This is a genomic window from Pantoea sp. UBA7232, from assembly GCF_002473195.1.
GTDB classification, from domain to species: Bacteria; Pseudomonadota; Gammaproteobacteria; order Enterobacterales; family Enterobacteriaceae; genus Pantoea; species Pantoea eucrina.
Window position 1 is genome coordinate 307,041 of record NZ_DKTK01000008.1, and the last position, 24,583, is coordinate 331,623.

Genomic DNA, 24,583 nt, shown 5'->3' on the forward strand with positions numbered 1-24,583 from the left:
ACCCGATCAAAACTCGCGCTGACCACCCAGTTCAATGACGCGGTTGGGCGGGATATGAAACTGTTCATGAGCGCGCAGCGCATTGCGCTGGCAAAAGTGAAAAATGCCGCCGCGCAGGCGCGCCAGACCACGACGCTGTTTCATCACCAGCGTGTCGTGGGAAGTAAAGAAAGACGCTTCATTGACCGAGCAGCCAAAGCCCTCCAGCCCGCACAGGTGCAGGATCTCAGCCATCGACGGCGTTTCACGCCAGCCATAGGCGGCAGTGACCTGCCAGAAGGAGGCGGAAAGCGGCGTCAGCGTTATACGCTGCTGGTTATGCACGCGCGGCGTGTCGACGGTGCGGATATGCAGCAGCACGACGCGACGGTGCAGCACGCGGTTATGTTTAAGGTTGTGCAGCAGCGCCTGCGGGATCTCAAACTCTTTACGCGCCAGAAACACGGCGGTGCCCTCCACGCGGCTGGGCGGGCTTTTTTCCAGCGAGCTGACCAGCGCCAGCAGGCTGGCCTGACTGCTGTCGAGACGCCGGATCAGCCGGTTGCGCTCGCTGCTCCAGATAAGCATCAGCGCCATCATGGTCAGCGCCAGCAGCACCGGGATCCAGCCGCCTGACAGCAGCTTCATCAGGTTTGCGATAAACAGCGGCACGTCGATGCACAGCATCATCAGCAGGAACAGCCCCGCCAGCGGCAGCGGCCAGCGCCAGTTGCGTTGCGCCACCACGCCTGCCAGCCCGGCGGTGATCACCATTGTACCGGTCACGACAATGCCGTAAGCAGAGGAGAGCGCCGACGACTCACGAAAGGCCACTACCACCAGCATCACGGCGGTAAACAGCAGCCAGTTCACGACCGGAATGTAGATCTGACCTGACTCGGTATGCGAGGTAAAGATAATGCGCATCGGCGGCAGAAAGCCCTGCCGTATCGCCTGATGCGTCAGCGTATAGACGCCCGAAATCACTGCCTGCGCGGCGATAACCGTTGCCAGCGTCGAGAGCACAATCAGCGGGATCTGCCCCCACGCCGGCGCCAGCAGGTAAAAGGGATTACTGATCGCGGCGCTGTTCGCCATCACCAGTGCGCCCTGACCAAAATAGTTAAGCACCAGCGCCGGCATAGCGATAACCAGCCAGGCGAGGCGGATAGGGGTTTTACCCAGATGCCCCATGTCAGCATAGAGCGCCTCGGCACCGGTGACGGCCAGCACCACCATGCCGAGCGCCGCCAGCGACAGCGCAGAGTGGCTCAGCAAAAAGTCGAGCGCATAGTGCGGACTCAGCGCCTGAAGCACCTGCGGGTTAAGCAAAATGCCGCGTACGCCGAGCAGCGCAATGGCGGCAAACCAGACAAACATTACCGGCCCGAATATGCGGCTGACCTTTTCAGTGCCCTGGCGCTGAATGACAAACAGCAGCGTCAGAATAACCAGCGCCAGCGGGACCACAAACCGCTCCAGCGCCGGTGAAACCACTTCAATGCCTTCAATGGCGGAGAGCACCGAAATTGCCGGGGTGATCACCCCGTCACCATAAAAGAACGCGCCGCCGATGAGACCGGCCAGCATCACAGCGTGCCCCGCTTTGCTGCTGACGCCGCGTCGCGCCAGCGCCATCAGCGTCAGGATGCCTCCCTCTCCGTCATCATCCGCGCGCATGACGAAACAGACATACTTCAGGGTAACAATCAGCGTCAGCGCCCAGAAGATGAGCGATAAAAAGCCCATGACGGCAGCCGGTGTGACGCTGCCGTCGGGCAGAATCGACAGGCACTCTTTCAGGGTATAAAGCGGGCTGGTCCCGATATCACCAAAGACGATACCGGCAGCAGCCAGCATGCCGGCAGGCAGCGAGGCTTTGTGCGGGTGTTTCATGAATTTCCTGCTCAGGTTAACAGAGAGGCGCGGTCTCTTCAGCGCCGGAGTTATAGCGGCGAAGATAGCGGTTTTCGGCGCAGGCAGGGAGAGGATGGCGAATATTTACACACCATTTTTACGCCGGGAGCGCAAATTTTTACGCGTTTTTTATATCGCTGCGCGTTTACCAGCCATAAAAAAGCCGCCCGTCAGGGCGGCATGCGGTTCAGGCTTACCAGCCTTTGATAATATCGCCTTTATAAATCTCGTTGGCTTTATCCAGTACCGGCTGCGAGCGGAAGGCCTCTTTCAGTTTCTGCACGTTCGCACTCTCTTTATTATCTTCACGCGCCACAATGGCATTGACGTATGGCGATGCTTTACCTTCCATAAACATACCGTCGCGTGAGGCGGAGAGATTTACCAGTGCCGCAAAGTTGTTATTGATGATGGAAAGATAGACCTGCGGATCGTCCAGCGTGCGTGCCAGCTGCGGCGTATCAACTTCAACAAACTTCAGCTTTTTAGGATTAGCAGTGATATCCAGCGTGGTAGGCAGCAGACCCGCTTCAGGTTTCACTTTAATCAGGCCCTGCGCCTGCAGCAGCAGCAGGCTGCGACCCAGCGTGGTGGCTTCATTTGACAGCGTGATCGTCGCGCCATCCGGCAGTTCGTTCAGGCTTTTAATTTTGCGTGAGTAGCCGGCAATCGGGAATACAAAGGTATTGGTGATTACCGCAAATTTATAACCGCGCTCTTTTGACTGCATCTCAAGATAGGGCAGACTCTGGAAGGCGTTTGCATCCACGTCTTTATTGTAGAGCGCCTCGTTGGGCTGCACATAATCGTTAAACGCAATCACCTCAACATCCAGCTTATATTTGTCATGGGCGACCTGCTTCACTGTCTGCCAGAGCTGTTCATCCGGGCCGCTGTTGATCGCAACTTTGATTTTTTCGTCGTTATTATTGTCGCAGGCGCTAAGCAGCGTAACAGAAGCGGCCAGCAGCGCGGTCAGTAAATGTTTTTTCATGTTTGCAGCATCCTTATTCTTGTCAGTCCCGGACTATAATATACGTCCAGACGTCTGTACATCCATAATTAACAGGTGGCTTATGCTTTTACTGCATAAGTTATGCGCTACTTCAGGCAGTTGAGATAGCGCTGCGCGGAACGTGCGACGGCGCTATCGGCATCCTGCAGGATCTCACGGCCGTCAAATGCGCCGTAAAGCTGGGCAAAATGCCGGTTCTGCAACCGCTGCATCATGTCGCGCACCACCCGGGCAGAGAGCGGCAGCATGTTGGGATAGCTCCACATAAACGACACGGCATCCGCGCCCGGCGTCACCTGCAAAATATCGCCACTCAGCATCACGCCCGAATCGCGCTGCCAGTGCAGCACCGTGCCGCCGGCAAAGTGCCCGCCAAGACGCAGCAGCGTAACGCCAGGCAGCAGGTCATGCTCCTCCTCCTGCCATAACCGGATCCACGGACTGTCGCGCATGATCCACTCTCTGTCGCTGGCGTGCAGCCAGACGGGGGCGCTGAAAGCGGCGGCCCAGTCCTGCATCGTGGTGTAGTAGTGGGGATGGGAGATAGCGATCGCCTGCACGCCTCCCAGCGCATGGATCAGCGTTTCGGTGGCGTCATCCAGATGAGCGATGCAGTCCCAGAGAATATTGCCGTGCGGGGTGCAGAGCAGAAAAGCGCGCTGGTTAATACCAAATGCCGGCACGCTCTGCAGCGAAAGCAGTCCGGGCAGGTGCTGCTGCCATCGGTTGGTATGTGCGGCGCGTAAATCCGCCTGGGCTATCCAGCGCTGTCCGCCTGGCGGAATAAACTGGCGCTCATCTTCACAGACGGGACAGCGCCGGGGAGCCGGTTCGGCGTAAGAGGTGCCGCAGGCAGTACAGAGCGTAATCATAATCTCTCCTTATCAGCTGATCCGATAAGGATAGTTACTCTGTCGCGGGCTGCAGCTCGTAAACCCAGGCGCTAATCTGCTCACCCCGATGGGTGGTCACGGTTACGGGCACGCGATCGTATCCCTCTTCAAACGCGTCGAGCATCGGCCAGTGCGCGTCGAGATGCGGCGAGAAAAACAGATAGCCCGGTACGCGCGCGCCCTCTGGTGAGAGCACCACGCCGGGAAAGTCCGCGGCAGCGCCCCAGCCCCGCGCATAATAGGTGCCGCTGACGCTGCCGGCCAGCCACTCGCCGCCTATCTGCTCCAGAAGCCAGGCGTTATCGTGCCCGGGCTGCAGCGTACCGTAGACAAACAGAGGTTTCATACCACTCCTGTAAAGGGTTGCGTTATACGAACCGGCTATTGTGACGCAGCGGGCGGGGCCGGTAAACGTCACGGGCGGGAAAAATTCCGCGCCGATTAGACGAAACGCCAAATGTGACATTTACTCATAGGAAGATTCAGGTCCCTGCAGGTAAAAAAGGGGGACATTACGACGGAGCAATTCATGTATCACCTTGATGTGCAGGTTCTTGAAACCGCGCAGCACTGGGCAGAAGCACATCCGGTATGGCTTTGTACCGTACTGAGCACCTTTGGCTCCTCGCCGCGTCCGCCGGGCGCCATGATGGCGATCCGCGCCGATGGACACTTCTGCGGCTCGCTCTCCGGCGGCTGTGTGGAGGAGGATTTTCGCCAGCGCATAGCAGCAGATGCTTTCAGCGAGGCGAGCGCTGTTGTGCGCTATGGCGATGGCGGGCTGACGCCTGACCGGGCACTGCCATGCGGCGGCGTGCTGGATATTCTGGTGGAAAAGCTGCCGCAGGGAGCGGCATCCATTCACTATCTGCGTCAGATGCACGATGCGCTGGTTCGGGCCGAAGCCATCAGTAAAACGCTGCTGCTGCCGCACCCCTGCGCCGGCATAGAGACGCACCCCTATACGCAGCAGACCGCAGCGCACATTACTGGCAACCAGGTTACGCTGACGCTCTCTGCGCCGCCGCGCCTGATTATCGCCGGTCTCTCCAGCGTAGGCATTTACTGCGCCAACTTTGCGCAGGCGCTGGGGTTTGAGACGCTGGTCTGCGAGCATCGCGATGAGGTGCTGGAGAATATGGGTGCGGAGTTACAGGCTGGCGTGCGGATTATACGCTGTTTTCCGGCCCGTTATCTGGAGCGTGAGGGGTGTCACAGCGCAACGGCGATTCTGTCACTGACCCACGATCCGCGAATCGATGACCTGACGATGATGGAAGCGGTGATGCTGCCGGCATTTTACCTCGGCGCGATGGGCTCGAAGCGCAACAGCAGCCGGCGGCTGTCGCGTCTGGAGGAGATCGCCGGACTGACCCCTGAGCAGCTGACGCGCATTCACGCGCCGGTGGGGCTGGATATTGGCAGCAAAACGCCGGCAGAAATCGCACTATCGATTATGGCGGACATTGTGCGCCATAAAAATGGCCTTGCAGCACGCCAGTAAGCCCGTTCCGGCAGCCATAGCCCTTTGCGCTATGGCATTTTTGCGCTAATCCCTCACAAAGTTTGTCCTTTTTTCTGACAACGCCTTCCGAAATGCGCTCAGCGTCTAGACTTAGCGGGTGCGCACGCTATTAAGAGATCCTAAACGCGCATCCCGATCGATTCTTTCACTATTGGAAATGAGCCATGTCAGAAAACATACAACTGCACCTCGAAGTCAATGGGCAGCCCATTGAACTTAGCGTCGACCCGCGCGTGACGCTGCTGGACGCGCTGCGTGAACACCTGACGCTGACCGGTACAAAAAAGGGCTGCGATCAGGGCCAGTGCGGCGCCTGTACCGTGCATATCAATGGCAAGCGGGTGCTGAGCTGCCTGACGCTGGCTGTACAGGCCAACGGGCAGCAGGTCACCACTATTGAAGGTCTGGCGCGACCTGATGGCACGCTGCATCCGGTTCAGGCGCGTTTTATGGAGCATGACGCGTTTCAGTGCGGCTACTGCACGCCGGGGCAGATCATGTCTGCCGCCGCCTGCATTGCCGAAGGACATGCCGGATCTGCCGATGAGATCCGGGAATATATGAGCGGTAATCTTTGCCGCTGCGGTGCTTATCCTAATATCGTCGACGCTATTCAGCAGGCCGCCGCCGATCTCAGTTCGGAGGCGCGATGAATCCGTTTGACTACCTTGCGGCGAGCAGCCCTGAACAGGCGCTGCAGCAGAAGCAGCGTGCCAGCAGCCGGTTTCTGGCAGGGGGCACCACGCAGATTGACTTAATGAAATGTGACGTGGAACAGCCTGCAGCGCTGGTGGATATCAGCGGCCTGCAGGAGATGCGGGAAATTGCGTTCAGCTCTGACAGCCTGCGCATTGGCGCGCTGACGCGCATGAGTGAACTGGAGCATCACGCAGAGTGTCAGCGTGAAGCGCCGGCGATTTATCACAGCCTGTGGCAGGCGGCGTCGCCGCAGCTGCGTAACATGGCCACCATCGGCGGCAACCTGCTGCAGCGTACCCGCTGCGTTTACTTCCGCGATCCGCATACGTTCAGCGCCTGTAATAAGCGCAATCCGGGCTCGGGCTGCGCCGCGCTGGAGGGCATTAACGGCAACCACGCCATTCTGGGTACCAGTGACAGCTGTATTGCGGTTTATCCGGGCGATCTGGCTGTCGCACTGACCGCCTTTGATGCCGTGGTTATCGTGCGCAATGCCACACAGCGGGAGCGCCGTATCCCGATCGATCAGTTCTATCTGCTGCCCGGCGATACGCCGCATCTCGAGCACGATCTCGCCAGCGATGAGATGATTATCGCGGTGGAACTGCCGCGCACCGCCGCGCTGAAACATTCACACTACCTGAAGGTGCGCGATCGCAGCTCGTATGAGTTTGCTGCCGCCAGCGCTGCCGTCGGTATTGAGCTGGATGGCGACCGGATCCGCGACGTGCGTATCGCCGTCGGCGGCGTGGCGACAAAACCCTGGCGGGCGCAGCAGGTGGAAGGGGCGCTGCGCGGCCAGCCGTTTGATGAACAGACGCTGCGTCGTGCCGCAGAGCGTATCGTGCAGGATGCGAAAACCCTGCCGCAGAATCAGCACAAAAAAGTGCTGACACCGCGCGTGATTGCACGTGCACTACTTCAGGCTGGCGGCAAGGCGTAACGGGGAAATTGTATGGACAAGCAGGAACAGAACTATCAGGCACTCGGTGCCGGACGCAGTCGGGGCGACGGTGTGGTGAAAGTCACCGGCGCCGCGCGCTATGCGGCGGAGTATCAGCCTGAGAATATGCTGTATGGCGTGGTGGTGCAGTCCACTATCGCCAGCGGCCGGATGACGGATATTGACACCGCAGAGGCGGAACAGCAGCCTGGCGTAGTGGCGATTTATACCCATCTCAATCCGCTGAAGATCAACAAGCCCACCGCCATTGCTGACGGCGGCGCGGCGCAGTCTACCTACACACCGCTGCAGGATGACAAAATCATTCATAACGGTCAGAACATCGGGCTGGTGGTGGCAGAAACGTTTGAGCAGGCGACCTGGGCTGCCAGCCTCGTGAAAGTGCGCTATGAGGAAGCGAAGCCGCTGGTCTGGATGGACGATCCGGCAGCAGAGCGCCAGGAGAGCGCTACCGTTGAAATGGGTAATGCGCAGCAGGCGATGGCGCAGGCAGAAGTGAAAATCAAAAGCTGCTACGCCACACCGCGTGAATATAACATGCCGATGGAACCGCACGCCTGCATCGCCTCATGGCAGGATAATGCGCTCACGGTATGGGAGCCAAGCCAGTGGGTGATGGGAGCACAGACTGAAATAGCTGAATGGCTCGGCATTGAGCAGCAGCAGGTTCGGGTGATTTCTCCCTATGTGGGCGGCGGTTTTGGATCAAAACCCGTGCCCTATACCCATGTGGCGCTGGCCTGCGTGGCATCGCGCGCGCTGACGCGTCCGGTGAAAGTGGCGCTGTCGCGCCCGCAGACCTTTACCGGACTGGGCGGTCGTCCGGCGACGCAGCAGACTATTGAGATGGGTGCCGCACAGGATGGAAAACTGCTGGCGATCCTGCATGAAGGACTGAGCGATACCTCGCTCATTGACACGTTCGCGGAAGGGACGAACAAAGTCACCGGACGTATCTACGATGTGCCAAACGTCTATTCGCGTCATTATGTGGCTGCTATCAATACCGTTACGCCAGGCTGGATGCGTGCGCCCGGCGAGAACCCGAGCGCGTTCGGACTTGAGGTGGCGATGGATGAGATGGCCTATGCGCTGGGTATCGATCCGCTGGAGCTGCGTCTGCGCAACTATGCAGAACAGGATCCGCAGGAAAATCTGCCGTGGAGTACGCGCCGTCTGAAAGAGGCTTACAGCGCAGCGGCTGAAGCGTTCGGCTGGAAAGATCGCACTATGGCACCGCGCTCAATGCGCGAAGGCCGCGAGCTGATAGGCTGGGGCATGGCAACGGCAACCTATCCGGTAAACAAAGCCCCGGCTGAGGCGCGCCTGATCCTCAACAGTCAGGGTGAGCTGGTGGTGCAGAGTGCAGGTGCTGATATCGGCACCGGAACCTACACCATTCTGGCGCAGACTGCGGCAGAAGTGCTCTGTCTTGACTCTACCCGCATTAAAGTTGAACTGGGTGATACCCGGCTGCCGCGTGCCGGCGTGGCGGGCGGTTCGCAGCTGGCCGGCAACCTGACCGGTGCCGTGCATAAGACGGCGGTGGCGCTGCGTGACCGGCTCTACGCGCTGGCAGGCGCTTCTTCCGATGCGCCGTTCCCGCAGACCGACGCTGAGCAGCTGACGCTCTGCGCAGGAGGCGTGTGCCTGAAAGGTCAGCCGGAGCGGGCGGTATCGCTGGGCGATCTGGTGCGGCTGAGCGGTGAAGAGACGCTGGCGGTAACGGACGGTACCTTTAAGCCGGACGAAAGTGCAGAGGAGCGTGATAAAGCGGTGCACTCGATGTCGAGAATGACCACGCCGGAAGAATTTTCTTCACACAGCTGGGGTGCCCAGTTTGTTGAAGTGCGCGTTGACGAGGATTTCGGTACGGTGCGCGTCAGACGTATGGTCTCTGCCTTTGACAGCGGAAGGCTCTACAACCCCAAACTTGCACGCAGCCAGTGGATTGGCGGAATGGTCATGGGGCTCGGGCAGGCGCTGCTGGAGGGTGGAGCGGTCGATCCGCGTAACGCCCGCATCGTGAACAATAATCTCGCTGACTATCTGATTGCGGTCAACGCTGACGTGCCGGAGATTATCACTATCGACGTGGGTGAACCGGATCATCACGCCACGCTGATGGGCGGCAAAGCGGTGGGCGAACTGGGTATTGTCGGCATGGCTGCGGCTATCAGTAACGCTGTCTATCACGCAACCGGCAAGCGCATTCGCGATCTGCCGCTTTCCCTGGAGAAGTTGATCGATTAATGCAGGCTGGCGGCGTCAGGAAGATGCCGCCGCTTCATCCCGTGGGCGCTCACATGACTATTCCCTATCTCAGGCCTGGTGAACAGGTAGTGCTTTACGACGGCGTGTGCAAACTCTGCAATGGCTGGGTGGCATTTTTGCTGCGACACCGGCTGGATCGGCGGGTACGGTTTGCCACCGTGCAGAGTGAGGAGGGCAAAACGTTGCTGCGTCATGTCAGCATGCCCGTTGACGATATCCGCACCATCGTGCTGATTGGTGAAAACGGACACTGGCTGCGCGCCCAGGCAATCTGTCGCGTAATGAAAAACCTTCACAGTCGCTGGCGTATTTTTGCGCTGCTGCGTTATTTCTCCGATGCGGTAAGCAACGCGATATATAACCTTATTGCCCGCAACCGCTATCGCCTTTTTGGCCGCTATGACGACGTTAAGCACCTCTCTCCCGACTTCCCCGAAAGGTTTATTGCACGCTAAAGCAGCGTTATTGCTTTGATAGCAGAAAATGAAAATCAGAGATGCAGGTAAATAAATTTCCTGCATCAATCCCTTTTGTGCACTACATCAGGCTGGTGCAGCAGCATCTATTTATATTTTTGATTTTAAAGTAAATTAATTAATTTTCTGTTTCATTAAACCGCAAGTGTCTATTTTGTATACTCTTCTTTACATAAAAAATTACATTTTATGCCTGATTAAAAACAAATAATGTCCCGCGGAGGACGATACTTTTTGCCAGTTCTTTATCCTGAAGACCATCATGGCTTTGAATAATGGCACAATACAAATAGCGCCATATACTTTAAGCGTATTCTCTCCCGGAATATAACATTACCTTTTAATTTTCTATGGCAGCGCAGCGGGCGTGATAATGACGCCGCTGTACAGGAGCAATCAACATGGATCAGACTGCATTTCTCATTGGATTTTCAGTGATGGCGCTTGCATCACTGGCGATTTACGCCACCGGCAGTAAAACGTTTCCCTCCCGTCACCACACCCTGATGCATGCATCAGTGCCTTTTATTGCCGCTACGGCGTATCTGGCAATGGCGTTTGGCTATGGCAACCTCACCCTGGACAGCGGCACGACGGTCTATATGGCGCGTTATGCTGACTGGTCTGTGACCACGCCGATTCTGCTGGCGGGGCTGGTTATGCTGGCCTTTCATGAGCATGGCAAGCCAGGCGAGACGGGCGGCTTTCTGACCGCTATTATCGTGCTGGATGTGATGATGATTGTGACCGGCCTTGTCTCCTCGCTGGCGGAAACCGCAGCAGGAAAATGGGTCTGGTATCTCTGGTCCTGCGCTGCATTCCTCGGCGTGATCTATCTGCTGTGGGGACCGCTGCGTACGATGGCGGCGGAGCGGGGCAGCGCACTGGCAGGCGCCTATAACAAAAACGTGGCGCTGCTGACGGTGGTCTGGTTTATCTATCCGATGGTATTTCTGATCGGGCCGGAAGGGCTGAAGATCATTTCTGATCCTGCTTCAATCTGGGCATTTCTGATTCTCGATATTATCGCCAAAGTTTTCTACGCCTTTTACGCGGCGGCGAATCTGGAAAAAGCGTTGCGCTACGCAAAACGCGATGGTGCCGTGCGGGTATGATCCTGCGGCAGCATACCGGCTGGCTGACGCTCTGGGGGGCAGCTCTGGCTGCCTCTTTCAGCCCGCTGCCGGTTCAGCTGCTGTTTGCCGTCGTGGCCATTGGCATTATCGGCATGGCGCACGGTGCAAGCGATCTTGAGATTGTCAGGCGCGAACAGCAGTGCGCTTTTCTGGCAGGTTACGGCGTAGTGATTGTGCTGTGCCTGTTCTGGTGGCACTGGCGTCCGGCAATCGCGCTACCGGGCTTTCTGCTCGCCTCTGCCATCCATTTTGCGCTGGAAGATGCGCCGCACGGCTCTCTGGCTGAACGACTGGCGCGCGGCATCAGTCTGATTGCAACGCCTGCCGCGCTGCATCTGACAGCGTACAGAACGATTTTACATCAGGCCGGGCTGGCATCTGCCATGCCGGATAGCGTGACTGCGGGTCTGGCTATAGCGGGCGGCTTTACCGCCGCAGCGCTGTTGCTGACAGGCATTGTACGGCGCGACAGGCGTCTGCTGGCCGGGACGCTGGCATTGCTGCTTCTGCCGCCTTTTGTCGGTTTTTCTGTAGGCTTTCTGATCCTGCATGCGCTACCGCAGACCCGCCAACGGCGCGATTTGCTGGGGTTCAGACATTACGCTGGCTACCTGCGTGCCGTCTGGCCGGTGCTGACGGCAGCTATTTTGCTGGCGGTACTGATCATGTTTATGATGCATCCTACCGATACCGCCGGCGTGCGTTCACTGTTTGCCGCGCTGGCCGCGCTCGCTATCCCGCATTTACTGATCACGCCGTGGTTTGAGAAACCGCCGCACCGTAAATAATGCGTGCGATTGATTACGCTATCTTCTATTCAAATATAAGCAGGAAAATGGCAGATGAGATAATAATAATTCCCTGCCCGAATAACTGTTTTAATTAATAGCGTATCACTGTGCGACATTGTACTGTCAGTTTGCGACATAACACGGGTATTTCAAAATTAATATATTTATCTACATGTATTTAATGGGTTTTCCTGTGTATCCACTTGTTGCATTCATGAAGCCAGTCACAACTCCGGCACGCGTAATCCATTCTCTGTTTAATTACGCACTATTGCGTATTAGATTTAACGCGTCATCACTCTTTATTATCTTACGGTTTCGTAAGTGTCCGGCAGTTAATGTGCATATCAACATATAATGGAGATTTTATGGGCGCAAATTCCAACCGCGGTGTGGTGTATCAGGGGCCAGGCAAAGTCGAGGTGCAGGATATTGCCGATCCGGTCTTTGCTAATCCGGCCGGCAAGAAGATTGGGCACGCCGTGATCCTGAAAGTGCTCTCCACCAATATCTGTGGCTCAGATCAGCATATGGTGCGCGGACGTACCACCGCGCCTGCGGGTATGGTGCTCGGCCATGAAATTACCGGTGAAATTATCGAAAAGGGCGCTGACGTTGAGATGCTTAACGTCGGTGATATTGTCTCTGTGCCGTTTAACGTTGCCTGCGGGCGCTGCCGGTGCTGCCGTGAACTCGATACCGGCGTCTGCCTGACAGTCAATCCGGCACGAGCGGGCGGCGCGTTTGGCTATGTTGATATGGGCGGCTGGGTAGGCGGGCAGGCGAAATATGTGATGGTGCCCTATGCGGACTTTAATCTGCTGAAATTCCCTGACCGTGACCAGGCACTGGCGAAGATTCTGGATCTGACCATGCTGTCTGACATTTTACCGACCGGGTTTCACGGCGCGATCAACGCGGGTGTGGGCGTCGGCTCAACCACCTATGTTGCAGGCGCCGGTCCGGTTGGCCTGGCCGCGGCGGCCTCAGCACAGATTCTCGGTGCGGCGGTGGTTATGGTAGGTGACTTCAACAAAGAGCGTCTGGAGCACGCCAGGAAAATGGGCTTTGTGCCGATCGACCTGAGTCAGCATGACCGCCTGGGAGAGATGGTTGCGCAGGTCACTGGTACGCCGGAAGTCGATTCAGCTATCGACGCCGTCGGATTTGAAGCGCGCGGCCATTCCGGCAAGGAGCAGCCGGCGGTGGTGCTGAATCAGATGATGGAGATCACCCGCGTGGCCGGTAATATCGGCATTCCGGGTCTGTATGTGACGGAAGATCCGGGCGCGCACGATAAATCAGCACAGGAAGGCTCCCTGAGCCTGAAGTTCGGCCTCGGCTGGTCTAAAGCGCAGTCATTCCATACCGGGCAAACCCCGGTGGTGCGTTACAACCGGCAGCTGATGAACGCCATCCTGCACGATCGTTTGCCGATTGCGAAAATCGTTAATGCCAAAGTGATCCCGCTTGAAGAAGCGGCGCAGGGATATGCCCAGTTCGACGCTGGCGTAGCCGCCAAGTATGTGCTGGATCCGCATGGCATGCTGACGGCGAAATAGTCTGGTGCAGATAAACTTATCCGGCAAGGTGTAAGGCACGCGCGAATATGCGCTGTGCCTTACACGCTTTTAAATGCGCATAATCATGATTATGTTAAATAGAACATACAGGTAATACTTGTACTGCCGATCATCAATCAGCCGTGAGCCCGGCATGGAGACTCACGGCGTCCCCTACCGCCACACCAGCGTAAGGAATGGCGGACGATTACTCTTTTCGTTGTAACGTAATGCGCGTAAGTTCAGAGTAGCGCCCTAACCTTATCGCCATACCCGGCCAGAGCGCGGTTCCGTTATTCACATAAAGCTGCATGCCGTCCACATCATAAAGCCCTGAAACAAAACGCGCGTTGGGTTTCGAAAACAGCCGATCAAAGCCAGCAATCAGCCCGCCGTGAGTATGACCCGAGAGCTGTAAATCAACGTGATGAGCCGCATTTTGACGGGCATTGCGCGGTTGATGGTCAAGCAATACTACCGGAGCCTTATCAGGTGCACCTTTCAGCGCTTTTTCAATATCAGGGGCCATTGCGTCTCTGCGTGATGCTGAGATATCAGGCAGGCCTGCGATCACGAGCGCTGAGTCATCGCGCGTGATGACCATATGGCTGTTCAGCAGAGGTTGCAGTCCCAGTGTTGCTAAATGATCGGTCCATCGTTGCTGCTCAAAAAAATACTCATGGTTGCCGGTAACGGCATAAACGCCGTCTGGCGCCTGCAGGCCTCTCAGCGGCTCAACGTCGTCCCTCCGATTTGCCAGCGTGCCATCAATGACATCCCCTGTCACAAGGATCAGGTCAGCATCCAGCGCCATCGCCCGCTTAACCATGGCGGAGGTCCATGCAGCGTTGAATAATTTGCTGATGTGTAAGTCAGTGAGCTGCAGGAGCTGATAGCCCTCAAATGCGGGTGGAAGATCCTGAATGCGGATGGTCACCTCTTTCACTGGCGGAACGCGTATGGCCTGATAGACGCCGATGGTTGCCAGTACCATAGCAAAAAGCGCGGCCAGATAACGTACTCCCGATGGAATCTCCAGCGGATGCCGTAACAGCAGTGAACTGACTGCCACAACATCAATCAGGATTTGGGTAAACGCCAAAAACAGAACCGTGCCGAAAGCCCAGTTGAACAGGATAATCACCGCACGGGGCATTTCAGGTGAGAAGATGCCGCCCGACGTAAAACGGCTAATCAACAGATACTGGGACGCGAGGAGCACTACAACAGATAAAACAATTTTCAGAAGTAACGGCATAGCGAGCGGAAAAATGAAGCGTGCGATAACATACCAAGCCGGTATGCTGAAAATCAGATGAAACATCACTCTCTGTTCCCTCTCTTATAACCGCTGAAAAGGCGCGAAGTTAACTCAATACTCTGAGTAGTTAATGCCTGCTGTGCACAGCGCAGTGATAGCATAGGACATTTACATGGCAATACCAGTTACAGTCATATTCCGGGAAAAGGATAGTCAGGCGGGTCTTAAAGCGGCATTTTTTCATGCGCTACCGAAGGTTTACGTTGATTGAAGAAGAGAGTGGCGCGGAGTAGATAAAAGGAAAGCTTAGCAATGGGAACAGGCCAGACAGCCTGCTCCCACAGGTATCTTAACGCTGCGTTGGCATTTTGCCTTCACCAAGGCGTGAAACACCCTTGATAATTTTAATGAGTGACCAGACAAACCAGGCGAGTGCGATGACCATACCGATCAGCATGACCCATGTTATCAGCGCAACAATCATTGTGACAAAACTGATCCAGAAAATTTTAATCAAATAATCAAAGTGCGCACGCTCAAAGTCAGTTGACCCGCCGCGGTTCATATAGGCCATAACGACCGCAATAAGTGATGTCAGGCCGCCAGTGAAATATCCCACCACAAACAGAATATAGAGGATTTTAATAGTAGAAACTTGTGAGTGCAGGCGAATATCGACGGGTTGCGTCTGTTCAGACATTATATACTCCAGAGTCGTGTTAAAATTATTGGTTTATTAAAGTAGTGAATGCGGGTTCTCTTACTGAACCAGGCGCCACTCGCCGTTATCATCGATAACATTTAGTTCGACAATGTTTTTACGATTTCCAACAAACGGCGCAGTGATGTCTAATTCGACTTTGCATTTATATTGCGAATTACTCCCGTTTGGATCACAGGCAATTTTACGCAATGAGTTAAGCTTAGTAAGCATGTTCTCACTATTAATACCGCTGCCGGACATCACTTTACGCGCCTGCGCATTGGTATCATCAATATTTTTTTGTGCAGCCTGCTGAATATCACTTTCTGAAGGTTCACTGTTGCATCCCGAAAGTGATAAGGCAAAAATAGCGACAGCAGCAATTTTAAACATTTCCATCCCATATTCCTTTAATAACAGGCAGTACGAAGATTGATTTTTCGCAGCAGCCTGAAAGATTAAGTGTCAAAATTTAATTATCAGTTTAAATGCCTAAAAATCACTGCAAAGTCCAGGTTAAAACCGGGGCTTTGTCATTGAGTACATCCACTGAACGACTGAAGATATCAACGTCAGAGCGAATCAGGACAGTATTGATATCTACCTTATCGGCATCATAATCCGTGATCAGCAGATATGCAGTGCTGTCTGCGCTGAACGCAGCCGTCGGAATGTCTGACAGAATGCCAGAGATACGGCGGGCTTCATCTTCATTCGCTGGCGAATAACTGCAGGCTGCTGCGTTTTTAATCAGGTTTACTTTAACATTTTGCCGCGTGTTATAAAGAAGTTCAGGGCCATATTTGAGCGAATCATTGCAACCGGACATGTTCATCGGGAAACTCTTTGTGTCAAAATCATAATCGTCCGGTTTACGCATGTTCATAAAAGCTGAGGTGACTATGCTTTTTTCCGCTGTCGCTTTTTTACCATTCATGCGGTAATTAAGACGACTGATTTTAATCAATTTAATGCCTTTGAATGCGGCAAGCTGGTTTTCAGCAGATTCCAGCTCCGACTGCTTCATGTCGTTTTTCTTAAAAGGATCGCGCTCAGCATTCCATCGGCCACTCAGAAGGCTTAACTTCTCTTCATCACTGACTTGTCTGCCGGAGTTCGCCAGGAACAACAGCATAAGTTGGTCACTATTTACCGCTTTAAACGCATCATTGCTGCTTTGCTTAGCTGAGTTAATCTCTTTTAACAATTCTGCTTGTTTTGCTGCTTCTTTCGCTTTTATCGCTTCTTCTGCACGTGCTTTATCGGCTGCAATCTTTTCCTGTTGCTCGCGCCATTCTTTTTGCTCAACGGTTTCATCGATTTTAACAGGTTTGAAGTTTTTCCGATCAATGCCATCCCAGATGGAAGCATCGTTGATTGACGGATCACGATCGCCATTTTTCAACAGCTGATAATTAGCTGTTCCGACTATTGCAGTGCTGGATGCGCGCGCGTCAGTAAAAGTAACCTTGACGGAACATTGCGCCATGTTTTCTGTAGAGTGCTCCTCATCCTTATGATAATCAGCGAGGGTGACTTTAACATGCTTCAGCAGGTCATTAAGACTTTCATTGCTACCAGCTTTTTCAGCAAAAACGGTGAGAAGGCGTTTGCTAAGGCTGTCCTGCAGCGAGCTGGTATCACAATCGATATCGTTTTTATCACAGCCGGAAAGGCCCGCAATTGCTGCAATCAGCAGAGCTGATCGTAATTTGAATTTCATTTTATTCATCCTTGAAGCGAAAAATAGCCAATTAACGTCTTTTTATTATCAATTGGGCTTTAACCTTAATATCGGCAGCACCAGCCAATTCTTTAGAGAATTTTTACAAAAAAAGACGGGAGGGTTTCCAGCAAACATTATCTCATCAATACATTATTTCCAACAAAAAATAATTTCATTATACGTTAGCATATTTTAATAAAAACCGATTGACAAATCTGATGCGGTAAAAATGCTTTTATCAGAACCGGAAAACGCATGGCCATAAATGATATGTGCAATTTCGCCAGCATTACCGGAGAGTATGCAAATGCCAGTTAACTCTTCGCCGCTGTTAAACGGGATGATAAAAGACGACCTACGGCGTAAGCAGATGCATGAGTAACCAGGTGCGCATGAATGCGCACCTTACGTGATTTCCGCATTTGTGTTACAGGGTTGCCATGTATGTATAGCGACCGGAAGCGCTTTACCAGCCAGCACACACGCTTCATGCCCCATCCCTCTGCCTTATCGCGTTATGCGTGCCTGAAGTCACCAACTTCATATAATTGGACTTATATGAACTTATAAAGAGGGCATTGACGGGAGTTGTGATGATGGGTGTGGCGCTTCAGCTCAAAAAACCGGCGTCGCTGCGTGAATTCTGCAGGTATTGCAGCACTGGTTACCCTGCAGAATTCACCCAGCGTTGCCGGTTTTATCAGCAAAAAACAGCACCGGAGTGCTGTATAGTTTGTCGGGTTACCAGAAACGTACGCCGGTAAGATGCAGCGTACGGGCGATGCCGCCTGCTGCAATCAGCGAAAGCGCGATTCCCAGCATAGCCATTGCGTTAAAGCCAAAGTGCCGGAACAGCAGATAGCCCGCCACGCAGCCGGTAAGAAAAGAGAAGATGGTTACAAGGTGGGTATAAAGAAGCTTGCGATGCAGATGGCGCTCCCCCGCTTCGCTGCTGCTGAACGTTGCCCGCAGAAACGAGCCCAGCGCAATACCGGCATCGGTCAGCGTACCGGTTACGTGCGTTGAGCGTACGCGACCAGACGAGAGCTGTGTCGAGGTGGAATTATGGATCCCCATCAGCAGTCCGAGCGTGACCAGGATTTCACCGTTGTTACGTTCTGAGTACCACAGGATCTCCACCACTGACGTCAGTAGCAGAAGCAGTCCCTCAATGAAAAGCACCTGACAAAAAATGGTCCTGATATTGCGTTTAAGACCCCAGGCAACCGTCAGGCGCGCGATCATTGAGCCGGTGACAAATGCCAGAATTAAGCCGGCCAGAAACAGCAGATCCTGCAGATCGGAGCCTGAAACTTCAGCGGAGATTTGGGAGGTGTTACCGGTCATGTGGGAGGGGAAAAAACCAAAAGCACCGAATGCCATGGCGTTAAGTATACCTGCAGTGGTCGCCAGCGTGAGCGCCAGCAGGCGATCTTCGCTGTGCGAACGTAACTTCTTTTTTCTCAGCAGCATCCTTCTCTTACCTCGCAGCGTAAAGGCACATAATGTTAGCGTAGCGCACTATTGAGCATAGCGAAGTCTGGCCAGGACGCCTGTAACCAACTGCTTTTAATAGTTAATAATGTCAGGAAATGAAAACTTATATTGATAACCGGAACAACCCGCAGTAAGTGACGCTGTCACTTAAAGTGGGAGATTCCGGTTATAGCGTTATTTATTTTCAAAGTAATTTGCCGGCATCTGTCCCGGTGCCATGTTGATCACGTCGTCATTGTCCGGCCCCTCATTTTTCATATAAGTGACCTGAGCAAATTCCGGGATAATAATATAGGGATAGGCCGGTCCCTCGTCACGAAAACGCTGCATATCTTCAATGAATTCATTCTGATAACAGATCGTTTTTTCCGGATGCTGCCCCTCCCCGGCGATCCACTGCGGGAAAAAAATCGTACCGTGAATAAGTTTACGTTCGAGGTCGAACAGCAGGCTTACGCAGGTGCCGGTGGGTTCATGCCAGTCAACCTTATAGATACCGGGTGCAAACTGCACCGCATGCATCTTCTGATGGGTAACCCAGCGTCCCCCTACCAGTCCCTGATGAATACGGTAGTCGCAGGTGGTGGCGTTACGGGCATACCACTCATATTTCCAGCCGTTGTCATAGGTATAAACAAAATGGGTTCCGATAAATGCAGACAGATCGCTGGCCTGTTCTGTCGCTGATGCGATTGAACTCATGCTTCACCTCACCGATGGGTAAAAAAAAGCGTACTGGTAAGGTATAGCGCGTAATGCGGGATTGCGTATCGCTTAATGACGTTTACACATACCCCATTAGCCTTAGCATCGACCGCGCCTCATGCATGGCTTCATTGCGATGGGTCACTCCCAGCTTCTGATAGAGGTTGCGGATATGGGTTTTAATGGTGGTGGCGGCGACATCAAGCTCGCCGGCAATCTGCTCATTGCTGTAACCGGAATAGATCAGACCCAGCACCTGCCATTCGCGCTGCGTCAGTGGGCTGGTGCGGACCAGCTCCGGAACATCGGGGTGGTTGAGTAAACGGCTGACAAAGCCCTCATCAAAATGGGCAAATTTATGCCGGTGATACTTATTAATTTCGTGCAGGATGCGGCGGGCGCGATGTTCATCTATCTCTTCCAGCACCGAAAGCTGCAACAGCTGCCGCAGCTGCTGCGCCATGATCTCGCCCTCAATCACAAACTGACTCATAAACCCTGTACTGCGCGCCAGCTTCAGGGCGGCAATCAGCACCCGCTGTGCATCGGGTTTACGATTAGTCTGCCAGTAAAGCTGATTAAGCAGCAGCAGGTTGCTGTTAAAATCGCTGGTGAGCTGAAGCGTCCGGGCATTCTCATTCAGCTCATCCAGAATCACTTCCGCCTGAATCAGATCGCCCGCCAGAAGCTGTGCCCGCGCCACGTTACGCCACTGCTCCTGTAAGAAGTGATTATTGGCGCTGGCCGGCCGGGAGGTAACGCGCAGCCACTGACTGGCGCTGGCGCTATCCCCGGTCAGCTGCCAGTAAAGGATACGCGCTTTATCCGCGTTGGCGATCCAGTCGATATGCAGCGTGCCATTATTGAGCAGATTCTCCAGCCGGGTAATGTGCGACCGGGCATTATCCAGATTACCCCGCGCCAGCGAGCACTGGATCAGCAGTCCCAGACACTGGATCTGCTGCTGCGGAGGAAAGCCGCGCAGTACCTGCATACCACTGCGAGCCGCCTGTTCAGCTTCATCAAGCCGACCCCAGGCCCAGAATAGCTGCGCGCGAATGCGTAACAGAAACTCATGCAGCGGAAATTGTGCGAGATGCTGTTCGTGAACCAGACGAAACGCCTTTTCCTGCATCTCCCATGCCGATTGTAAAAATCCCTGCGCAAACAGAATCTCGCTCTGCTGGATCAGGCTCCAGAGAACGTAGTGCCAGGTCTCTTCCTGCCGCGCCATCTGCTCTGTCTGACGCATCAGCGCCAGTGAATCAGCCAGCTCTCCTTTACAGTGCATGACCTCACCGTGGACAGAGGTCGCGACAATGCGGCTGTAGCTTTTCGACGCCGGCAGCAGCTGCAGAGCAAGACGCGCCAGCTGCGCGGCCTCTTCCGCATTGCCATCGTTAATGGCCACCTGAGCGCGTATTGCGTGCAGCTCGCCCTGCAGGGAGGCATCCATCTCACAGCAGCGCTGCTGTTCAAACTGCGCCAGCAGGCTGTTAACTTCGGAAAAACGATGCTGGCTCTGCATCAGCCACGCCTGCAGCAGCACCAGCTCCGGGTTTTCCAGCAACAGTGGCCATGGCAGAACCCGCAGGGAAGACTCCAGCAGCGCCAGTTCGCTTTGATTAAACAGGGTCCAGGCGTGCTCCAGCAGCACGTCGCGCAGCATATCGATATCACCCGAGGCCAGGGCATGGTGGATCGCCTCGCCCGGGAAACCCTGCCTCATCCAGCCTCGCGCCGCCGCACGATGCAGGGCCGGCAGCTCCGCGCTAAGCTCCCACTGACAGCGCTGGCGCAGAAAACTGCCAAACAGTGGATGGTAGCTGAACCACTCGCCCGCATTATCCATGCGCTGCAAAAACAGCCCCTGCCGCTCAATCTCCTCCAGCCGCATGCGGCCATTATTTTCACCCGTGACTGACGTCACGAGGGCATCATTCATCGAGCGCAGCAGCGCACTCTTCAGCAGGAACTGGCGGGTATCGGCATCGACAGTATCCAAAACCTCCTCAACCAGATAATCGGTGAGATGGCTGGCGTTGATGCCTGATAAACGGCGCGCGGAGTCCTGCGCTGAGCCTGCGCCCTGCCGGGCTGAGATAGCAATCAGCTGCAGTGCGGTCGCCCAGCCAGCCACATCATCACACAGCTGGTCGCTCTCTTCACCGGGCAGCGGCGCCTGCAGCCGGTTATCAAAAAATTGTTTAGCTTCATCGTGCGTAAAGGCGAGCTGCTGGCTGCTCAGCTCCAGCAGCTGTTCACGCACGCGCAGATTGGCGATGCCCAGCTGTGGCAGACCGCGCGACAGCACCACCAGGGTCAGATTTTCCGGCTGATGCTTCAGAAAAAAGCGCATCGCCTCATGAATAACCGGATTGGTAATATGATGGTAATCGTCAATAACCAGCCAGGCCGGACGCTGATAGTCAGCCAGCTCAATAAACAGCTGCGAGAAAAGCGCATTGAGATTAACGTAGTGCCGCTTTTGCGCCAGTGATTCACTGCGGCTGCAGCTGCCCTGAGTGGCCTGCTGCAGCGCAGCAATCAGATAGTCAGCAAACCGTTCCGGCTGATTATCCCCCTCATCCAGCGAATACCAGCCCAGGTCGCGCTTTTCTGCCGCCCACTGCGAAATCAGCGTGGTTTTACCGTACCCTGCGGGACTGGTAATCAGCACTAACCGGTAAACGGCGGCGGCATTCAGTTTCTGCAGCAGACGGCTACGGACCACCATGGCGTCATGGCGCACAGGACGACTCAGTTTTGACGGGATCAACATCGACGCACGCTCCTCCATTAACGTCTGCGCAGTATTATTTTACGCTTCGTAATTATTCGACATACACGTTATCCATACGCCATCTTAATGCAAGCGAACTCAGCAGCGCGGCTTAACAAAAGCGAGGGGTATCACACTCCTGTCACGCTTTCGGAGTTTCCTTACCCTCTCCTCCCTCTCTATCCTCCTGCCTGAATAGTGCCGGGGAGGAGGAGATACACAACCGGCGCAGGCAAAATGCACGCTGACCTCTTCCTCTGACGGATGCTTAAGCCATGACCCAGTTACCTTTTGATTCCGACCGTTTTACTGCTGCCCTGACGCGACAGTGGCAGCGCTTTGGCCTGCCCGACGCGCAGGCGATGAGCCGGCAGCAGTGGTGGCATGCCCTGAGCGGTGCGCTTGCCGAACTGCTGGCTGAACTGCCCGCGCAGCCGGCAGCGGGACCGCAGCGCCACGTTAACTATATTTCGATGGAGTTTCTCACCGGCCGTCTGACCGGCAATAACCTGCTTAACCTCGGCTGGTACCCGGCGCTGAACGATTTGCTGCAGCAACAGGGGCAGTCGCTGAGCGATGTGCTGGAACAGGAGATCGATCCGGCGCTGGGAAACGGCGGTCTGGGCCGCCTGGCCGCCTGTTTTCTCGATGCGATGGCAACCACGGGTCAGCCCGCTATCGGTTATGGCCTCAATTATCAGTACGGACTGTTCCGGCAGCATTTCAGCGACGGCGCGCAGCAGGAGCGGCCGGATGACTGGGGGCGAAATCGCTACCCCTGGTTTCGCCATAATGCGGCGCTGACGGTAACGGTTAATCTGGGCGGCAAGGTGAAAACTGAGCAGGGAAAAACCTGCTGGATCCCGGCGTTTCAGCTGCAGGGTGAGGCCTGGGATCTGCCGGTTGTGGGTTACCAGAACGGGGTGGTTCAGCCGCTGCGCCTGTGGCAGGCGAGCCACGCGCAGCCATTTGACCTGCAGCGGTTCAATAACGGCGATTTTTTGCGGGCGGAAAAGCAGGGTATTGATGCAGAGAAGCTGACTAAAGTGCTCTACCCTAACGATAACCATCAGGCGGGTAAGAAACTGCGCCTGATGCAGCAATATTTTCAGTGCGCCTGTTCGCTGGCGGATATTCTGCGCCGCCATCAGCAGGCGGGTCACGCTATTGACACGCTGGCCGATCGCGAAGTCATTCAGCTCAACGATACGCATCCCACTCTGGCGATTCCGGAACTGATGCGCCTGCTGCTGGATGAGTATGATTTCAGCTGGGAAAGCGCCTGGCAGCTGACGCAGCGCACCTTCGCCTATACCAACCACACGCTGATGCCGGAGGCGCTGGAGTGCTGGGATCTGACGCTGTTCCGTACCCTGCTGCCGCGCCACATAATGATTGTGAATGCCATCAATGCGGCACTTAAGCAGCAGGTTGAGGCGCAGTGGCCCGGTAATGCTGCCATCTGGGCCAGACTGGCGGTGGTGCATAATCATCAGGTGCGTATGGCTAACCTCTGCGTGGTGACCTGTTTTGCCGTTAACGGCGTTGCTGCCCTGCACTCAAAACTGGTGACAGAGGATCTTTTTCCGGAATATCACGCGCTCTGGCCGGCGAAATTCCACAATGTGACAAACGGCGTGACGCCGCGCCGCTGGATCAACCAGTGCAACCCGGCACTGGCTGCACTGATCGACCGCTCGCTGAATAAACCCTGGCTGACCGATCTCGACGCGCTGCGCGCGCTGGAGCCGCTGGCAGAGGATGCCTCATTCCGCGCAGAATATCGCGCCATCAAACAGCAGAACAAACGCGATCTGGCACAGTGGGTGGAACAGAAAACCGGCATTGTGATCAATCCGGACGCGCTGTTTGATGTACAAATAAAACGGCTGCATGAGTACAAGCGTCAGCATCTGATGCTACTGCATATTATTGCGCTGTGGCAGACGCTGGTCAGCGATCCGCAGGCCAACCTGGCGCCGCGCGTGATGCTGTTTGGCGCAAAAGCTGCACCTGGTTATGCGCTGGCCAAAAATATTATCTATGCCATTAACAAAGTTGCCATGACGATAAATGCTGACCCGCGCGTGGGCGATCGGCTGAAAGTGGTGTTTATCCCGGACTATAACGTCTCGGTCGCAGAAAGGCTGATCCCGGCAGCCGATCTCTCGGAACAGATCTCCACGGCCGGCAAAGAGGCGTCAGGCACCGGCAATATGAAACTGGCGCTGAACGGCGCCCTGACTATCGGTACGCTGGATGGCGCTAACGTGGAGATTGCCCGCGAGGTTGGCGACGAGAACATCTTTATCTTTGGCCATACCGTGGAGCAGGTCAGCGCGCTGAAGAGCGCGGGCTACGCCCCGGCAGTCTGGCGCAAAAAAGATAAACAGCTGCATCAGGTGCTGACGGCGCTGGAGGATGGCACGTTTAGCGACGGCGATTGCACGGCATTTGATGCGCTGGTGAAAAGTCTCGGGGCGGAGGGTGGCGATCCTTATCTGGTACTGGCCGATTTCCGTCACTATCTCAATGCGCAGCAGGATGCAGAAAAACGCTGGGCCGATAGTGAAGCCTGGACCCGCGCGGCGATCCTGAATACCGCACGCTGCGGCATGTTCAGTGCCGATCGCGCTATTCGTGATTATCAGCAACGAATCTGGCAGGCGGTGCGCTGA

General features: G+C 55.1%; 20 protein-coding genes. 9 read left to right on the forward strand and 11 right to left on the reverse strand.

Annotated features, from left to right (window positions below; translation table 11 throughout):
* Positions 1 to 6: 6 nt before the first annotated feature.
* The 4 genes from kup to B4056_RS09420 form a co-directional block, all read right to left on the reverse strand.
* On the reverse strand, positions 7 to 1,875 hold the full coding sequence (gene kup / locus B4056_RS09405; protein WP_104085645.1) for a low affinity potassium transporter Kup: 1,869 nt from the start codon (positions 1,873 to 1,875) through the stop codon (positions 7 to 9).
* Positions 1,876 to 2,089: 214 nt separating this feature from the next.
* Positions 2,090 to 2,890, reverse strand: coding sequence for a MetQ/NlpA family ABC transporter substrate-binding protein (locus B4056_RS09410; RefSeq protein ID WP_040113501.1), 801 nt, complete (start codon positions 2,888 to 2,890; stop codon positions 2,090 to 2,092).
* 107 nt (positions 2,891 to 2,997) lie between these two features.
* Positions 2,998 to 3,783, reverse strand: a complete 786-nt coding sequence (locus B4056_RS09415) for an MBL fold metallo-hydrolase (protein ID WP_094111602.1) — start codon at positions 3,781 to 3,783, stop codon at positions 2,998 to 3,000.
* A gap of 34 nt (positions 3,784 to 3,817) precedes the next feature.
* Entirely contained in the window at positions 3,818 to 4,150 is a 333-nt protein-coding gene (locus B4056_RS09420; protein WP_094111601.1) for a gamma-glutamylcyclotransferase family protein, read from the reverse strand.
* Positions 4,151 to 4,333: 183 nt separating this feature from the next.
* On the opposite strand from B4056_RS09420, the gene B4056_RS09425 reads away from it, so the two are divergent.
* The 8 genes from B4056_RS09425 to fdhA all read left to right on the forward strand — a co-directional run bounded on the left by B4056_RS09425 (position 4,334) and on the right by fdhA (position 13,231).
* Positions 4,334 to 5,308 carry an XdhC family protein gene (locus B4056_RS09425; RefSeq protein ID WP_288654497.1) on the forward strand — a complete coding sequence of 325 codons (975 nt, stop codon included), beginning with the start codon at positions 4,334 to 4,336 and terminating at the stop codon, positions 5,306 to 5,308.
* A 185-nt stretch (positions 5,309 to 5,493) separates the two neighbouring features.
* Positions 5,494 to 5,982 carry a (2Fe-2S)-binding protein gene (locus tag B4056_RS09430; RefSeq protein ID WP_288654498.1) on the forward strand — a complete coding sequence of 163 codons (489 nt, stop codon included), beginning with the start codon at positions 5,494 to 5,496 and terminating at the stop codon, positions 5,980 to 5,982.
* On the forward strand, positions 5,979 to 6,971 hold the full coding sequence (locus tag B4056_RS09435) for an FAD binding domain-containing protein (protein WP_094111600.1): 993 nt from the start codon (positions 5,979 to 5,981) through the stop codon (positions 6,969 to 6,971). The genes B4056_RS09430 and B4056_RS09435 overlap by 4 nt, the downstream gene beginning before the upstream one ends.
* Positions 6,972 to 6,983: 12 nt before the next feature.
* On the forward strand, positions 6,984 to 9,245 hold the full coding sequence (locus B4056_RS09440) for a xanthine dehydrogenase family protein molybdopterin-binding subunit (RefSeq protein WP_113655334.1): 2,262 nt from the start codon (positions 6,984 to 6,986) through the stop codon (positions 9,243 to 9,245).
* 53 nt (positions 9,246 to 9,298) lie between these two features.
* Entirely contained in the window at positions 9,299 to 9,721 is a 423-nt protein-coding gene (locus tag B4056_RS09445; protein ID WP_113655354.1) for a thiol-disulfide oxidoreductase DCC family protein, read from the forward strand.
* 422 nt (positions 9,722 to 10,143) lie between these two features.
* Entirely contained in the window at positions 10,144 to 10,857 is a 714-nt protein-coding gene (locus B4056_RS09450; RefSeq protein WP_288654500.1) for a bacteriorhodopsin, read from the forward strand.
* Positions 10,854 to 11,666, forward strand: a complete 813-nt coding sequence (locus B4056_RS09455) for a Brp/Blh family beta-carotene 15,15'-dioxygenase (RefSeq protein ID WP_094111596.1) — start codon at positions 10,854 to 10,856, stop codon at positions 11,664 to 11,666. The genes B4056_RS09450 and B4056_RS09455 overlap by 4 nt, the downstream gene beginning before the upstream one ends.
* A 371-nt stretch (positions 11,667 to 12,037) precedes the next feature.
* Positions 12,038 to 13,231, forward strand: a complete 1,194-nt coding sequence (gene fdhA / locus B4056_RS09460; protein WP_071668338.1) for a formaldehyde dehydrogenase, glutathione-independent — start codon at positions 12,038 to 12,040, stop codon at positions 13,229 to 13,231.
* Between the two features lie 208 nt (positions 13,232 to 13,439).
* Here the strand turns inward: fdhA and B4056_RS09465 are convergent, their stop codons facing one another.
* The 7 genes from B4056_RS09465 to malT form a co-directional block, all read right to left on the reverse strand.
* Positions 13,440 to 14,555, reverse strand: a complete 1,116-nt coding sequence (locus B4056_RS09465) for a metallophosphoesterase (protein WP_094111595.1) — start codon at positions 14,553 to 14,555, stop codon at positions 13,440 to 13,442.
* A 286-nt stretch (positions 14,556 to 14,841) separates the two neighbouring features.
* Positions 14,842 to 15,192: a DUF4870 family protein gene (locus tag B4056_RS09470; RefSeq protein WP_094111594.1), complete on the reverse strand. Its 351-nt coding sequence runs from the start codon at positions 15,190 to 15,192 to the stop codon at positions 14,842 to 14,844.
* 60 nt (positions 15,193 to 15,252) lie between these two features.
* Positions 15,253 to 15,594: a hypothetical protein gene (locus B4056_RS09475; RefSeq protein WP_288654504.1), complete on the reverse strand. Its 342-nt coding sequence runs from the start codon at positions 15,592 to 15,594 to the stop codon at positions 15,253 to 15,255.
* A 100-nt stretch (positions 15,595 to 15,694) separates the two neighbouring features.
* Positions 15,695 to 16,918: a hypothetical protein gene (locus tag B4056_RS09480; RefSeq protein WP_288654505.1), complete on the reverse strand. Its 1,224-nt coding sequence runs from the start codon at positions 16,916 to 16,918 to the stop codon at positions 15,695 to 15,697.
* A 744-nt stretch (positions 16,919 to 17,662) separates the two neighbouring features.
* A complete protein-coding gene (locus B4056_RS09485) occupies positions 17,663 to 18,394 on the reverse strand; it encodes a YoaK family protein (protein WP_040113492.1) in 732 nt (243 codons plus the stop codon).
* A 198-nt stretch (positions 18,395 to 18,592) separates the two neighbouring features.
* On the reverse strand, positions 18,593 to 19,120 hold the full coding sequence (locus tag B4056_RS09490; RefSeq protein WP_040113491.1) for a phenolic acid decarboxylase: 528 nt from the start codon (positions 19,118 to 19,120) through the stop codon (positions 18,593 to 18,595).
* Between the two features lie 82 nt (positions 19,121 to 19,202).
* Positions 19,203 to 21,905: an HTH-type transcriptional regulator MalT gene (gene malT / locus B4056_RS09495; RefSeq protein ID WP_288654507.1), complete on the reverse strand. Its 2,703-nt coding sequence runs from the start codon at positions 21,903 to 21,905 to the stop codon at positions 19,203 to 19,205.
* A gap of 275 nt (positions 21,906 to 22,180) precedes the next feature.
* Between malT and malP the strand changes: the two genes are divergently transcribed.
* Positions 22,181 to 24,583 carry a maltodextrin phosphorylase gene (malP, locus tag B4056_RS09500; RefSeq protein WP_288654508.1) on the forward strand — a complete coding sequence of 801 codons (2,403 nt, stop codon included), beginning with the start codon at positions 22,181 to 22,183 and terminating at the stop codon, positions 24,581 to 24,583.

Coding starts and splice junctions, on each gene's coding strand:
- kup (WP_104085645.1), bottom strand. CDS start 1,875: ATGAAACACCCGCACAAAGCCTCGCTGCCTGCCGGCATGCTGGCTGCT.
- B4056_RS09410 (WP_040113501.1), bottom strand. CDS start 2,890: ATGAAAAAACATTTACTGACCGCGCTGCTGGCCGCTTCTGTTACGCTG.
- B4056_RS09415 (WP_094111602.1), bottom strand. CDS start 3,783: ATGATTACGCTCTGTACTGCCTGCGGCACCTCTTACGCCGAACCGGCT.
- B4056_RS09420 (WP_094111601.1), bottom strand. CDS start 4,150: ATGAAACCTCTGTTTGTCTACGGTACGCTGCAGCCCGGGCACGATAAC.
- B4056_RS09425 (WP_288654497.1), top strand. CDS start 4,334: ATGTATCACCTTGATGTGCAGGTTCTTGAAACCGCGCAGCACTGGGCA.
- B4056_RS09430 (WP_288654498.1), top strand. CDS start 5,494: ATGTCAGAAAACATACAACTGCACCTCGAAGTCAATGGGCAGCCCATT.
- B4056_RS09435 (WP_094111600.1), top strand. CDS start 5,979: ATGAATCCGTTTGACTACCTTGCGGCGAGCAGCCCTGAACAGGCGCTG.
- B4056_RS09440 (WP_113655334.1), top strand. CDS start 6,984: ATGGACAAGCAGGAACAGAACTATCAGGCACTCGGTGCCGGACGCAGT.
- B4056_RS09445 (WP_113655354.1), top strand. CDS start 9,299: ATGACTATTCCCTATCTCAGGCCTGGTGAACAGGTAGTGCTTTACGAC.
- B4056_RS09450 (WP_288654500.1), top strand. CDS start 10,144: ATGGATCAGACTGCATTTCTCATTGGATTTTCAGTGATGGCGCTTGCA.
- B4056_RS09455 (WP_094111596.1), top strand. CDS start 10,854: ATGATCCTGCGGCAGCATACCGGCTGGCTGACGCTCTGGGGGGCAGCT.
- fdhA (WP_071668338.1), top strand. CDS start 12,038: ATGGGCGCAAATTCCAACCGCGGTGTGGTGTATCAGGGGCCAGGCAAA.
- B4056_RS09465 (WP_094111595.1), bottom strand. CDS start 14,555: ATGTTTCATCTGATTTTCAGCATACCGGCTTGGTATGTTATCGCACGC.
- B4056_RS09470 (WP_094111594.1), bottom strand. CDS start 15,192: ATGTCTGAACAGACGCAACCCGTCGATATTCGCCTGCACTCACAAGTT.
- B4056_RS09475 (WP_288654504.1), bottom strand. CDS start 15,594: ATGGAAATGTTTAAAATTGCTGCTGTCGCTATTTTTGCCTTATCACTT.
- B4056_RS09480 (WP_288654505.1), bottom strand. CDS start 16,918: ATGAAATTCAAATTACGATCAGCTCTGCTGATTGCAGCAATTGCGGGC.
- B4056_RS09485 (WP_040113492.1), bottom strand. CDS start 18,394: ATGCTGCTGAGAAAAAAGAAGTTACGTTCGCACAGCGAAGATCGCCTG.
- B4056_RS09490 (WP_040113491.1), bottom strand. CDS start 19,120: ATGAGTTCAATCGCATCAGCGACAGAACAGGCCAGCGATCTGTCTGCA.
- malT (WP_288654507.1), bottom strand. CDS start 21,905: ATGTTGATCCCGTCAAAACTGAGTCGTCCTGTGCGCCATGACGCCATG.
- malP (WP_288654508.1), top strand. CDS start 22,181: ATGACCCAGTTACCTTTTGATTCCGACCGTTTTACTGCTGCCCTGACG.